The sequence below is a fragment of the Bauldia litoralis genome (genome assembly GCF_900104485.1).
Classification (GTDB): domain Bacteria; phylum Pseudomonadota; class Alphaproteobacteria; order Rhizobiales; family Kaistiaceae; genus Bauldia; species Bauldia litoralis.
Genome location: NZ_FMXQ01000001.1, coordinates 771,668 through 785,000 on the forward strand (window position 1 = coordinate 771,668; position 13,333 = coordinate 785,000).

Annotated in this window: 12 protein-coding genes and 2 rRNA genes (1 of these 14 only partly in view); 1 reads left to right on the forward strand and 13 read right to left on the reverse strand. The window is 59.7% G+C overall.

Translation table 11 applies throughout. The features are described 5' to 3' along the window. The 11 genes from BLT60_RS03665 to rfbC all read right to left on the reverse strand — a co-directional run bounded on the left by BLT60_RS03665 (nucleotide 1) and on the right by rfbC (nucleotide 11,686). Nucleotides 1-1,164 carry a restriction endonuclease subunit S gene (locus BLT60_RS03665; protein ID WP_090874820.1) on the reverse strand — a complete coding sequence of 388 codons (1,164 nt, stop codon included), beginning with the start codon at nucleotides 1,162-1,164 and terminating at the stop codon, nucleotides 1-3. Beyond that, complete coding sequence (locus tag BLT60_RS03670; protein WP_090874821.1) at nucleotides 1,161-2,645, reverse strand: type I restriction-modification system subunit M; 1,485 nt, start codon at nucleotides 2,643-2,645, stop codon at nucleotides 1,161-1,163. Before BLT60_RS03670 ends, BLT60_RS03665 begins: the two co-directional genes overlap by 4 nt. A gap of 452 nt (nucleotides 2,646-3,097) precedes the next feature. Beyond that, the gene (locus tag BLT60_RS03675; protein WP_139167744.1) at nucleotides 3,098-3,820 is read right to left on the reverse strand and encodes a hypothetical protein; all 723 of its coding nucleotides are present in this window, start codon (nucleotides 3,818-3,820) and stop codon (nucleotides 3,098-3,100) included. 400 nt (nucleotides 3,821-4,220) lie between these two features. Next, a complete protein-coding gene (locus tag BLT60_RS03680) occupies nucleotides 4,221-4,679 on the reverse strand; it encodes a hypothetical protein (RefSeq protein WP_139167745.1) in 459 nt (152 codons plus the stop codon). A gap of 619 nt (nucleotides 4,680-5,298) precedes the next feature. Beyond that, nucleotides 5,299-6,351 (reverse strand): hypothetical protein, encoded by a 1,053-nt coding sequence (locus BLT60_RS03685; protein ID WP_090874824.1) that lies wholly within the window; start codon nucleotides 6,349-6,351, stop codon nucleotides 5,299-5,301. 98 nt (nucleotides 6,352-6,449) lie between these two features. Further along, nucleotides 6,450-6,746, reverse strand: a complete 297-nt coding sequence (locus BLT60_RS25030; protein WP_425284955.1) for a helix-turn-helix transcriptional regulator — start codon at nucleotides 6,744-6,746, stop codon at nucleotides 6,450-6,452. Nucleotides 6,747-6,861: 115 nt separating this feature from the next. After that, nucleotides 6,862-8,046 (reverse strand): site-specific integrase, encoded by a 1,185-nt coding sequence (locus tag BLT60_RS03695; protein ID WP_090874826.1) that lies wholly within the window; start codon nucleotides 8,044-8,046, stop codon nucleotides 6,862-6,864. Nucleotides 8,047-8,276: 230 nt separating this feature from the next. Further along, complete coding sequence (gene rfbA, locus BLT60_RS03700) at nucleotides 8,277-9,167, reverse strand: glucose-1-phosphate thymidylyltransferase RfbA (RefSeq protein ID WP_090874827.1); 891 nt, start codon at nucleotides 9,165-9,167, stop codon at nucleotides 8,277-8,279. Beyond that, a complete protein-coding gene (gene rfbD, locus BLT60_RS03705; protein ID WP_090874828.1) occupies nucleotides 9,164-10,048 on the reverse strand; it encodes a dTDP-4-dehydrorhamnose reductase in 885 nt (294 codons plus the stop codon). Before rfbD ends, rfbA begins: the two co-directional genes overlap by 4 nt. After that, the gene (gene rfbB, locus BLT60_RS03710) at nucleotides 10,045-11,115 is read right to left on the reverse strand and encodes a dTDP-glucose 4,6-dehydratase (RefSeq protein WP_090874829.1); all 1,071 of its coding nucleotides are present in this window, start codon (nucleotides 11,113-11,115) and stop codon (nucleotides 10,045-10,047) included. Before rfbB ends, rfbD begins: the two co-directional genes overlap by 4 nt. Before the next feature lie 7 nt (nucleotides 11,116-11,122). Then, a complete protein-coding gene (gene rfbC / locus BLT60_RS03715) occupies nucleotides 11,123-11,686 on the reverse strand; it encodes a dTDP-4-dehydrorhamnose 3,5-epimerase (protein WP_090874830.1) in 564 nt (187 codons plus the stop codon). Between the two features lie 141 nt (nucleotides 11,687-11,827). Here rfbC and BLT60_RS03720 point away from each other — a divergent pair, with 141 nt between their 5' ends. Further along, a complete protein-coding gene (locus BLT60_RS03720) occupies nucleotides 11,828-12,280 on the forward strand; it encodes a Crp/Fnr family transcriptional regulator (protein ID WP_175478276.1) in 453 nt (150 codons plus the stop codon). Nucleotides 12,281-12,572: 292 nt separating this feature from the next. Here BLT60_RS03720 and rrf read toward each other — a convergent pair. Next, nucleotides 12,573-12,688 (reverse strand): 5S ribosomal RNA (gene rrf / locus BLT60_RS03725). A gap of 113 nt (nucleotides 12,689-12,801) precedes the next feature. Further along, nucleotides 12,802-13,333 (reverse strand): 23S ribosomal RNA (locus BLT60_RS03730); it runs 2,222 nt beyond the window's last position.

The following is a 13,333-nucleotide window of genomic DNA, read 5'->3' on the forward strand; positions in this document are numbered from 1 at the left end:
TCAGAGGTCTCCTCGGAAGGCGCGGGCTTGAAGTGAGGCGAACAAGGTGTCGAGCTCGGCCAGGTGCGCGCGCTGAAGAACCTTCTGTTGCTCGAGAGCCTCGACCATGGCGGCGAAGCGGTGTTGAAGGTCGAGAGGCGGGACGGGAATCTCTGCCGATTCCAGCTGCTTGCCGCTGATGTTCGGCTGGGCAGCCCCACCGGCCAGATTCCATACGTGATCCTGGTAGAACGACGATTTTAGCAATGCGCGGAGGTATTGGCGGTCAACTGCAGCTCCTTGAGGAACGCGAAATGCCCCGACTCGTTGATTCAAATACCAATCATCGTTTAGCTCATCCGGAACGTGGCCGAGCTTGCCCGTTGTTGCCCCGGACATAGCCATTAGCGTGTCGCCTGGATAAAGCTTGAAGCGCGCCCCCTTTCCCAACGCCGAAACGGGTATTCGAGCACAGTTCTCAAGATTGATTGAATCACCAGCTAGATTGGAGATACGGACAATAGGGACCCCTTCTTCTGCGAAGTCGGCCGATTTGAACGCAAATCCACCCAATACCTTAATGATTGACCCAATTCGCGTCACTTCCCAGCCCATCGGATTGGTGACGGGGTCGCCGAATATGTCGAGGAAGGTGGATTGGAGGAGGCTCTCCGTTGAGGCGAGGGACTCGCGGCGCTTGGCCCGCAGGGCGTCCGCCGCATCCAGGATTCTCGCAATCCGCTTCTGCTCGGCGAGGCGCGGAAGAGGGATTTGGAATGTGGCCAGCTGCTTTGGGCTTAAGCGCGGAAGATTTGCGCCGGAGGAGCGGCTCGTCGCCAGTTCGACGGCTTCCGGGGTCCGTAGAAAGTGGAACAGGTAGTCGCGCGACAATCCTTCCTTCGGGAGAATAGGAATGATGTCGGTGCTGCAAATACCAGAGAAATCTGGTCTAGCGATCTTGCGGAGATACGGCCGCAGCTTCCCGAAGAGGATGTGACGGTCGGAAAAGTGAAACTTGTTACTCTTGATTTCGGCCGAGCCAACCGTCTCGACGCTGTCGATACCACCCTCGCTATCAAGATGTTCGAGTCCCAAATACGAAGTCTCAGCATCTGCTTCGTATGGGTGAACGGACTGCCTATCAAGAATTGCAACAGAACCCAGTGTATTGGTCGACCAGTTCACCCCAGCAGCCCCTCTAATTCTTCACGCCCTTTCGCAATCTCCTCCTCTAGCGCCGCCAGCCGTTCCAGGATGACCTTTGGCTGATCGTACTCCACTGCCTCGTGCGCCACCTCCTTGTAGCGGTTAATGGAGAGGTCGTAGTCGTTGCCTGCGATCTCGGCCTTGGGTACGAGGAAGCTCTGGTCCGTCCGTGCTCGCTCGACCTCCGCGTCGCGCTTCTGCCAGCGCGCGAGGATGTCGGCGAGATCGTTCTTCTGCGGCTGCGGGATGCGCCTGTCGTCCAGAGAGAAGCCGTCGGCCTGCATGTCGTAGAACCAAACGTGATCGGTCCCGCCCGAGTTCGTTTTCGTGAAGAGCAGGATCGCGGTGGAGACCCCGGCGTAGGGTTTGAAGACGCCGGAGGGCATCGAAATGATGGCGTCGAGCTTTTGATCCTCGACCAGGATCTTTCGTAGGGTTTTGTGGGCCTTGCTCGACCCGAAAAGCACGCCGTCGGGTACGATACTGGCGGCGCGCCCACCAGCCTGGAGCAGGCGCAGAAAGAGCGCGAGGAATAGCAGCTCGGTCTTCTTGGTCTTGACGATTTGCAGCAGGTCCTTGGCAGTGGACTCATAGTCAAGGCCGCCGGCGAAGGGGGGATTGGCGAGGACGAGGGAGTACTTCTCCGCTTCGTCCTCATCGGCCTGGGCAAGGGAGTCCCGATAGCGGATGTCCGGGTTCTCCACGCCGTGCAGCAGCATGTTCATGCTGCCGATACGCAGCATCGTGTTGTCAAAGTCGTAACCGTGGAAGGTGCCCTCGTTGAAGCGGCGGCGGGCCTCGGCGTCCTTGTAGATGGTGTCGCTATGGTGCGCGACGAGGTACTCGGAGGCCGCGATGAGGAAGCCCGCCGTGCCGCAAGCCGGATCGCAGATCACGTCCTTGGGCGTGGGCTCGGTCATCTCCACCATAAGCTTGATGATGTGGCGCGGGGTGCGGAACTGCCCGTTCTGCCCGGCGGTCGCGATCTTACCAAGCATGTACTCATAGAGGTCGCCCTTGGTGTCGCGGTCGACCATGTCGATGCCGTCGAGTTGATCGACCACGTTAGCCAGCACCCGTGGCGTGGGCATCATGAAGAGGGCGTCCTTCATGTGGTGGGTATAGGTCGAGTTCCCCTCGCCGTCGGCCTCCCCCTTCTGCCTGAGCGTCTTAATGAAGGGAAACACGCCATCGCGCACTGTCTCGAACATCTGCTCAGGAGCAGCTTCCTTAAAGCGCGACCAGCGGAGGTTATCCTGATCCGCTGCGAAAATCGGCTCCTCGATCGACAATCCAGTGTGGGCAGCTTTAGCCATCTTCAAGATGTGCAACTCGTCGAGCCGTTTGATGAACAGCAGATAGGTCAGTTGCTCGATCACGGACAACGGGTTGGAGATGCCGCCGGACCACATCGTGTCCCAGATGCGGTCGACTTTCGACTTGAGTTCGCCGGTGATCATTCAGACTTCTCTTACCTTTTGACCGTCCCATCCTGATGGGACCAGTCGCCATCTGCGGAATGCCAATTCAAAGTTAGCCGACCAGAGATAATCGCCTCTTCTTGGAGCGGTAGGTCTGGTTCAGATTGACGCCAGCTAGCGAATCTACCGGGGGGTCGTCTCCGTGAGGTAGCATATGTCAGTCCACTTCGCGCCGACATCCGGTGCAAGGTGACGGGCAATGATCAGAGCACCACCATATCGCGTTTGTCGACCACGACAGCGGCCACCCGGCAAGCCGAGCCACATCGGCGTAACCACCAACTGAAGCGACAAGCAGCGAGCGCTATGCAACGCCCCCTCTGAACCGCTTGTAGCGCCCGTCCGGGGCGTTCTGGCGTGGCTCTGCCCGGGGAGCCACTGGACCACCACCAATCGCCTTTGTCGGCCACGTTTTTGCCAGCGAACCTCGTCTACGCCGGGGGTTTTCTCCGAAGTTTTCTTGCCTCATTCTTCCATCTTTCCCGACAAATGGTGATGTCGTTGTCTGCCTTCTTCTGCTCCGCCGGTGTAAGGGCCAGGAACTGTCCTTTCTCAAACCGATACAACGTGTTCGGGCGGTGCTCGCCCGTCTTACATACGGGTTGAATCGCAAGCCGAACCTCTTTTGCCGTTGGCCGCCAAAAGCCGGCCAAGGCGCCGCCAACACCTGCCTGAACTAGCGCATCCTCATACATCGCTAGAGCGATTCCGGCGGGCCCCGCGATCGCAATGCCGCGCCCTCCTCCTTCCGTGGAGCTTTGTGCCATAGCGGCAGCGACACCGTTTTTGATGGTTTCCGCCAGCCCGAAGCGCGCGAAGGCAAATCCTTGCTGCAGCGATAATGCCCATGCGCCGTCTTCAACCATTGCGACCGCATCAATTTCGCCGGTAGCAAGTCCGCCACTTCGCGCCCTGGCCAAAGACCCGTCCCCCGCCGCAGCGCGGCTATCAAAGCCCGCCATTGCAACTGAACCTTTTGCGGCGATCGCTTGCGCCCGGTCCCCCGCGATCGCGGCACCCAGAAATTCACCTTTGGCTGAACCGTCGCTGCCCGCCACCGCCACGCCGTAGCGACCAACCTCAGCATTGTCACCGTCGCCCGCAACTGTGACAACACGAGTTGGCGTCTTCCCCCATCGCCGCCGTTTAGCCATCTTCTCTTCCCTCCGTGCCGGTCAAAGACCAGTAATTTACCAAAGCCGCAGGCTAGGAGATAGGAAGGGGAGCGATACCGGATCTGTCGTCCTACAAAGTCGATTCAGTTGGGCTCCGAGGCGGCTACCATGCACTCTGCCGCGTGTCGCACGTCGACAGAGCCATCGTCGTGGCCGCACAACGCGTCTTGACCTTGGGGCAACCCGACTCACCAGGCACGCACCGGAACGCCCTTGTCGGCCACGACAATGGCTTCAACAACTGGCTCCGCGGTTCAGCCTATGGTGACGCATGTAGGCGCTTTCAGCGGGACCGGCATGATTTGCTCGGAACCATCACCAGGCGCACCGGCAACTGAGAAAGACAATTGTCCAGCGATGGTGGTGCGTCAGATGGAAATCACCGGGGTAACTTGTCCCAGCAATCCTCGTGCTCGCGAGGCGCCGCGAACTTGAAGCCGGGCATGCTGGTTTTCATTTTAGGGTATGCGCGCCGAAAGTCCTGCTCGAGAGCATTGGCTTCTTGCTGAGTAAGGACAAAGAAGTGATCAGGCTCGCGCTTCGTTGGGGCGATTGGCAGGGGCGACAGGGCCACCAAAATATAGAAGAGCTTATCATGAAGGGCCTTCGGCTTAACAAGCCAATCACTCTTTGTGGCGTTGCCTTTGACGTCAACCCAAAACACGTCACCGCTCGGCGATCCGACCATCAGATCGGCGAGGGGAGTGTTGTTGCCCATCGTGAACGACACTGTGTATCCACGCCGCACCACTTCGGCAGCAGCCAAGAATTGTGCGGCCCACTGAGTGTGGCGACCTTTTGCTGCCCCCTTTAGCTCGGTTGATGCGACGGGTGCCATCCTATGCCGCCTTCGTCTTGTAGGTCTTTGGCCGACCGGCCTTCGGCAATGTTGACTCGATCATCTCGGCAATCTTGCCCATGTACAAGAGCCGCTCCGAAAGACCAGCAGCCAACGCTGGCGTGAGGACTCGCCTTTCGTCCGTAACACAGATCATCCACTCAGGGTGCGTCGCCAGTTGGAGTTGCCGCGACGGACGAGAAACAAATGATTTAATCGTGCGAGATCCCGTGACCAGCCCCCTATCCGTCCTCCACTCAAATCAAAAAAAATCATTAGCCGGCGCGGTCAGATAAAATCTATGGCGCGAGTTCGGCGCGGCGGGACCTCTTTCGAGGCTCCCCTCCCCTCCCCAAAACAAGACCGCCCCTCCCCTTCCGCGGATCAGGAAATGGGCTCTCGGTGCGCAATCCTGGAGATGTACATTCTTCGGCTTTTTGGAACGGAGTGCCGTCAGATCACCCACTTAAGGCGTAAGAAATATGTTTCTTGGCAACGTACGTTTGATGCAGTCGATTACATGCTTTCCGGTGATTTCTTGAGATAGCTGATTATTGAAATTATTGATGAAATAGGTGGTCCGCAGCATGGATCCCTCTACTATTGTCCCGTGAGCGGCTCACGCGCTTCGCACGAAACAGGCTTCTATTGCCTTTAAGGTGTATCGCGGCCTTCCAGCGACTCGCCCTTTTTTGGATCGTCGCGCGGCCAACTCTTCCCGGCGCAGTGCCAATAATTTTGAGCGGATTTGCGCAGGGGATTTCCACGCGCACAAGAACTCCCCCCAGATATGCTCGCGCGATTCAAAAGCATGGGCGGCATTGCGTCCCTTTGCCTTGCAGATGGCGTCACGCTTGGCGCTGAATTCGTGCGCGGCCCAATGGCGAGTGGCCATATGTCCCGTTCGCTCTGCGCTGCCACGAAAACGAGAATTCCCAGATTGCTGTCCCGTCGATCGTCGTCGCCCGACAAGAGCTCCCATCGCCTCGTAGTCCACGGTCGCAACGGCGAGATTTTCTTGTACGAAGCGCTTAAGGCTAGCCCGCACGAGCGCTGAGATCGTATCCCCGCCGAGGTGCCGGGAAATCGCCTTCGTGCGGAGCGTGAACTCTATCCGCACGATATAGCCACCCAGCCCTCCGCCCTTGCGTCTCTGCTGACGCAGATAAATTTTCAAGCCGACCTCCGCGGCGCGGTCTTCGAAGTAGACCGTCGGAACTCCCTCCACCAAGCCTGCCTTCTTGTTGCGCTTGACGTTCCGTTCATTCCATGGCGCTGCGCTAGCGATGACACGATCTCGTGAGTGGCGAGCTTTGCCGGCATGACGGACGACCTTGTCAAGTATCTCCATCGCTTCGTGAAGGGATGGAATTTCCCTGGAATCAACTGCGATTTCCACCTCTGTCACGACGTGCCCCATTAAGGCCCCCGGGGCGCAGGCCAGGATGCGAAGGGGCGCCCGATCGGTCGCGCAGACGACGTCGATATTGGCGTTGTAAACGCCCGTGTATGCATGCCGTTGCTTGACCCTGAAGTCCAACGAGTGCGTCTGGAGGGAGGCCATCGGCAATAGGCGGAGCAAGTCGGCTTTGCTCGCCTTGGCTGCTATCTTAACCCGGTCATAGTGGGCGGTGACGTGCCCGACTGAGTCAAGCGGCGAGGGCAAGAGCATCGCTACTATCTCCAGTTGAAACGTCCGTACTGGGGTGCGAATCGGGGTATCGCGCGGTCTTCCACGAATTGTCGCGCTCGGTGCCTGATGTTGAGAATTTAATCACTGGGCCCGGCAGATGTGCTGGTGCGCTTCTGGGCCTCAGTCCACGTAACTACATCGAAACGGTCGTAAACAACTCGCCGGCCGAATTTAGCGAATCGGGGTCCGCTGCCTTCGGTCCGCCATCGCGCGAGTGTGACTTCGCTAACCCGAAGGAAAAGCGCCGTTTCCGGAACAGTGAGGAACTCCTCTTGAATTTCAGCCGAAATAGGAATGAATTCACCCGTCGGCGGGCGCGCCAACGCTCCAGTTTGTTTGGCAGTCCGGCTTGAAAGGCGTGTTGACCAAGGCACGCTATTTCGTTGACTTGGCGCTCGAAGAAGAGGGACAAGCTGACAGATCAATTATGGACGAGTCAGCCTTGCTCGCAAGCCTAAATGTGTTCAAAATCGCGGAAATGAGCCATTTTTAATGATCCCCTGTCGGCAGGAATTCGCCGGTCAACGAGATGGAGATCTCGGCTCCAATCCGGTCAGCGGCCGCTCGCATCGGTTCCGAAGCCAAATGTGCATACCGGGCGGTCGTCGCAGGTTGCGAATGCCCTAGCAATTTTCCGATCATCGGCAGGCTTAGTCCGGCGCCCGCAGCCACCGAGGCGAACGAGTGCCGTAGGTCATGAATCCGCAAATCGTCCAAGCCAGCTTTCGCCCTAATCCGCCTCCAGGGCTTCTGGAGATCGACCAGATGAGCTGCCGCCTTCTCGCCCGCGATGACGAAGGGATTTCCATCCATTCTCGGGATGGATCGCAGGACCGCAATGGCGGGCGGGTTCAGAAAGATTGTCTTCGCCCCGGTCTTGGAATCCGGTAACCGCAAAGTGGCTGTCTCGACGTCTACATAGCTCCATTTGAGCGTCAGGATCTCCGACAGGCGAGCGCCTGTAAGGACCAGAAGTCGGATCGCCCCGATGACGAATGGCGACTCTGTGCCTTCGGCCTCGGTTAGAACGGCGCCAAGCCGACGAAGTTCCTCTTGCGACAGGTAACGCTCCCGCTTGATCTCGGGATACTTTCTCACTCTCACGCAAGGGTTTGACCCCTCGGGACGGAGGCCCCACTCCTCGGCAAGACCCATCATCTTAGATAGCACGCCCAAGGTTCGGTTGGCCTGATACGGGATCAACCGATGTTCGTAGTGTAGACGGGCCACATCCGTGCGGCTGATGTCGCTGATCCGGTGACGGCCGAGTGTTGGATTGATGAAGAGTTCCACGGCGCGTTGATACTCGCAAATGGTCCTGGGCTTGCACCGACGCAGTACGTATTCAGTGAGGAATCGTTCGCCTAACTCCTCAACAGAGATCACGCCCTTCTGATTGTCGCGATCCGAGGCAGGATCATTTCCCCCTGCTTTGTAGCCCAATAATCGCAGCGCTTCCTGACGCGCGCTATCCGGCGTCCAAGGCGACCCATGCCTCCCGATAGTGATCCACCGCTGACGACCGCCAATCCTCGTCTTGAGCACATAGAACTTTGCCCCCGACTGTCGGCAACGCAATCCGAAGCCCTTTACCTCGGTATCCCATATCGTTGCATCGCGCTTGCTCGCTGCTGAAGCCTGATCCACCGCGCGTTTCGTGATCTTGACTGGCACGTCCGCTCCCCCACAAATTGGTTGCCAGATCGCTCCGGCAACCGGTTGGCAACCACATTAGAGAATGGGTACGATAAACGCAAATGCCATAAGATATTGAATTTACGCATAAACGACATCATACGACATCTTCTGAGAGCCAAAGAGCGCTACGGCCTTCTAACTCATAACCTGAAGGTCGTAGGTTCAAATCCTACCCCCGCAACCAAGATACCTCGGTCGATGCTCCGCTATTTGGCGGGAGCGGCCGCCTCTGAAGCCAACAACATCAATGCCTTGCCGTAATCGGTCTGTCCCAGCCGCTCCGCGTGGCCGATGAGATCGTCCGTGCTTATCCAGCCCGACGTGAACGCGATTTCCTCGGGCGAGGCAATCAGTTGCCCCTGGCGGGTCTGGAGAATACGGACGAATTCGCCGGCTTCGAGCAGCGATGCATGGGTGCCGGCATCGAACCAGGCGAAGCCGCGGCCAAGCCGTTCGACCTGCAACGCGCCCTCCCGGAGATAGGTGGTGTTGAGATCGGTGATCTCGTATTCGCCGCGCGCCGACTTCCTGAGCGAGCGGGCCCGCTCCACGGCGGTGCCATCGTAGAAATAAAGGCCGATGACCGCCCAGTGCGACTTCGGCGCCTGGGGCTTCTCGTCGATCGAGAGGGCGCGTCCGTCGCGACCGAAGGCGACAATGCCATAGCGATGCGGATCCTCGACCCGGTGGGCGAACACCGTGGCGCCGGTATTCGCGCCATCGGCCTTCGCCAGCGCCTCGGACAAGCCCTGGCCATAGATCAGGTTGTCGCCGAGAGCGAGGCAGGACGGATTGTCACCGACGAAATCGGCGCCGATGTGGAATGCCTGCGCCAATCCATCGGGGCTTGGCTGCGCGGCATAGGAAATCGACAATCCCCAGCCCGAGCCGTCGCCGAGCAGATGGTGAAACGCGGCAAGATCATGCGGCGTGGTGATGATCAGGATGTCCCGGATGCCCGCCAGCATCAGGCTGGAAAGGGGATAGTAGATCATCGGCTTGTCATAGACCGGCAGCAACTGCTTCGACGCGACCAGCGTCAGCGGGTGAAGCCGCGTGCCCGATCCCCCCGCCAGGATGATGCCCTTCCGCGTCACGTTACTCCCCCTTCGGCCAGCAGTTCGGCCACCACCCGCTTTGTCGATTCCTGCCACGGCCTCGCGCGGAATCCAAATGTCCGCTCGAAAAGACCGGAGTCGAGCACCGAGTTGGCAGGCCGCTCCGCCGCCGCCGGATAGTCGGAGCCGGGTATCGGTCGGACCGTCACCGTTCGTCCCGTCAATTCTGCCGCGGCCTCAAGGATCGCGGCGGCGAACATGTACCACGTGGTCTCGCCCGTGCCGGCGAAGTGATAGGTCCCGAAGGGCGCACCGCCCCCCTCGACAACAGGGATCAGCCGGATCACGGCGTCGGCGATATCAGTCGACGCCGTCGGCGAGCCGTGCTGGTCGGCCACGACATTCAGGCTATCGCGCTCCTGGCCAAGGCGGAGAATCGTCTTGAGAAAATTCTCGCCGTACCGGCCATAGACCCAGGATACCCGAAGGATCAGGTAGTCGGCGTGACGGGCGCGGACCGCCTCTTCTCCAGCCAGCTTGCTTCGGCCGTAAACACTGAGCGGCACCGCGGGATCGTCCTCGCGATACGGGCCCACCTTGCGCCCGTCGAAGACATAGTCGGTCGAGAAGTGGATGAGCGGCAGTCCGTTTGCCCTGCAGTGTTCGGCCAGGACGGCCGGTCCGTCGCGGTTGGCCCGCATCGCGGCGCTGGAATCCGTCTCCGCCCGGTCGAAGTCGGTGTAGGCGGCGGCGTTGACGACCGTCGTTGGCTCGAACTTGCGGATAGCGTCCGCGACCTGCCGGTCGTCGGCGATGTCGGCCGCATCCCGCCGGATCGCCACAGCCGGCACCCCGGCGCGGGCCGACCGGGCCACGATTTCCTGCGCCAGTTGACCACCCCCGCCGAATATCAGGATCACGAGACTATGCCCAGGCGCTCGCCCCGATAGGTGCCGGCGCGGATCGGCTCCCACCAGGAGCGGTTTTCAAGATACCAGCGAACCGTGGCGTCGAGTCCGGATTCAAAGGTTTCGCTCGGCGCCCAACCGATCTCGGTCCTGATCCTGGTGCTGTCGATGGCATAGCGCTGGTCATGCCCTGGCCGGTCCTCGACATGGGTGATCAGGTGGCTGTATCGCTCTCCGGACGAGAGCGGCGCATGCCTGTCCATCAGGCCGCAGATCAACCGCACGACCGCGATGTTCGATCGTTCGGCGTTTCCGCCGACATTGTAGCTGTCGCCGATCGCTCCCCCTTCCGCGACTGACACCAGGGCCTCCGCGTGATCGCCGACATACAGCCAGTCACGAACGTTCTCACCGCTTCCGTAGATCGGCAATGGCTTGCCCTCAAGACAATTGAGGATCATCAGCGGGATAAGTTTCTCCGGAAACTGGCATGGACCGTAGTTGTTGGAGCAATTGCTCATCACGATCGGCAAGCCGTAGGTTCGATACCAGGCGCGCGCGAGGTGGTCGGCCCCGGCCTTGGAGGCGGCATAGGGTGAATTCGGCCGGTAGGGCGAATCCTCCGTGAAAAGCCCCTCCGTCTCGAGGGAGCCGAAGACCTCATCCGTAGAAACGTGATGAAATCGGAAGCGTTTCTTTTCCGTCTCGCCCAAGGTCCGCCAGAAGCCCAGCGCCGCCTGCAGCATCGAGCCGGTTCCGACGATATTGGTCTGGATGAAATCGGCCGGACCATCGATCGATCGGTCGACATGGCTCTCGGCGGCGAGGTGCATGATCACGTCGGGCCGGACAGTATCGAGGATCTGGGCGATCCGCTTTGTATCGAGAATGTCGGCCTTGATGAAAGCGTATCGGGGATCGCCGGAGACGGACGCCAGCGAGTCGAGGTTTGCGGCGTAAGTCAGCTTGTCGACGACCACCGCGGCGTGCTGCGTCTTCGCGATCAGATGGCGGACGACGGCCGATCCGATGAAGCCGGCGCCACCTGTCACCAAGAAGACTTTGCGGTCCTCGCCCATTGCCAGCTCACATGGTGAAAGGGGAATCCAGTTCGCTCAGCCCGGGAAAGCTGGCGTCGCGATCGTTGACCACAACCTCGACGGTCGCCGCGGACCAGACGATGCCGAGGGCGGGATCGTCGTACCGAAGCCCCCCCTCGAGTTCGGGCGCGTAATAGGAATCACATTTGTAAAGGACTTCAGTGTCGGGCTCGAGGGTACAGAAGCCATGGGCGAAGCCCTGTGGAACGAGCAGTTGTTTGCCCTTCGCGGCCGTGAGCTCGACGGCGACCGATTGCCCATAGGTCGGGGAGCCGCGCCGGATATCCACCGCTACGTCAAGAATAGCCCCTTTCACCACGCGGACGAGCTTGGTCTGCGCCGCCGGAGGCCGCTGGAAATGCAGCCCACGTACCGTGCCTGCCTGGTGGGAAATCGCATGGTTCTCCTGAACGAAGTCGATGTCCCTGCCGATTGAAGCCAGAAAATCCTTTCGATAGGTCTCGGAAAATTGGCCCCTGGGATCCCTGAAAACCTTTGGCGTGAGGAGGATAAGATCCGGAATGGCGAGGGGTGCAGCAGCAAAGTTCATCGGTCAGATTTTTCCAGCATTCGTGCCCGGTCAAAGGCCTGGTTGGTAACGCGACCCTCAGGACACTATGCCGATCGGACGCGCTCGACTATCGTCCCGCGAAGCATGGCCGCATTGGCATCGTTTCCGGGAGAGAATCGCATGAAGACCGTCACTTACAAGGCCGGGGAAACCGTCATTCGTGAGGGCGAAGAGGGCGGGACGGCTTTTCTCATTGTTTCCGGAACCGTCGAGATCAGCGTCGGCGACGACGCCAGCGCGACGGTCGTCGGAAAACTCGAGGCGGGCGACGTCTTCGGTGAGATGAGCCTGATCGATCCCGGGCCGCGATCCGCCACCGTCAAGGCCGTCACCGACATCGAATGCATCCTGACCGGCTATGACGACTTCATCGCCTCGGTCCAGAGCGATCCGGCCCACGCGATCCTTTTCATGAAGACGCTGGTCCGCCGCTTGCGCGAGATGAATGAGCGGATGGCGGGGATGGATCCGTCGCGGCGGGGCCTCCGCGGCATGTTCCGCGACTGGCAGAAGTCCTTCGAGCCGCGCGACGGCGAGGATCTGCCGCCAATCTACTGGACGATGATGTGGTGAGCCGAACGACCGGCGCGCCCCAGGAACCCTGCCCGGCTGAAGGCCTCTGACGATCGCCGGGCATGACCTCGGCCACTGCAACGAAAAATGGCGCAGCTCGCCGACATCGGACGCGCGCCGGCTGGCGCACGCCTGCCACCGCCGGCGGGCCGCAGGGCATTTCAGAACATGGAATGAAGCCGACAGCACAAACGCAAACGCCGCCCCGAAGGGCGGCGTTCAACGTGTGCAGTTTTCGTGATGAGAAGATTTCTCGAAGCATGTTTCAGACAGCTTGGACTGCGCTTGGCAGGCCTGGCAGTGACCTACTTTCCCACGTCTTGAGACGAAGTATCATCGGCGCAGAGGAGTTTAACGGCCGAGTTCGGAATGGGATCGGGTTCTGGGCTCCTCGCAAGAACCACCAGGCCGGCGAAGCGCAGCCGTATGAAGCGGACGCTGCCAACTCTCGCCGGCGGCGTCCAAATCATACGAAGCATGTCTGGTCTTTTGCCCTGTCCAGGCGGACACGGATAATGAGAGTGATCAAGCCAATCGAGCTATTAGTACCGGTAAGCTTCATGCGTTGCCGCACTTCCACACCCGGCCTATCAACGTGGTGGTCTTCCACGGCTCTCAAGGGAGAACTAGTTTTGAGGTGGGTTTCCCGCTTAGATGCTTTCAGCGGTTATCCCGTCCGTACTTAGCTACCCTGCTATGCGGCTGGCGCCACAACAGGTCCACCATAGGTACGTCCATCCCGGTCCTCTCGTACTAAGGACAGATCCTCTCAATTCTCCTACACCCACGGCAGATAGGGACCGAACTGTCTCACGACGTTCTGAACCCAACTCACGTACCACTTTAATCGGCGAACAGCCGAACCCTTGGGACCTGCTCCAGCCCCAGGATGTGATGAGTCGACATCGAGGTGCCAAACGATGCCGTCGATATGGACTCTTGGGCATCATCAGCCTGTTATCCCCGGCGTACCTTTTATCCGTTGAGCGATGGCCCTTCCACAAGGAACCACCGGATCACTATGGCCGTCTTTCGACTCTGCTCGACTTGTCA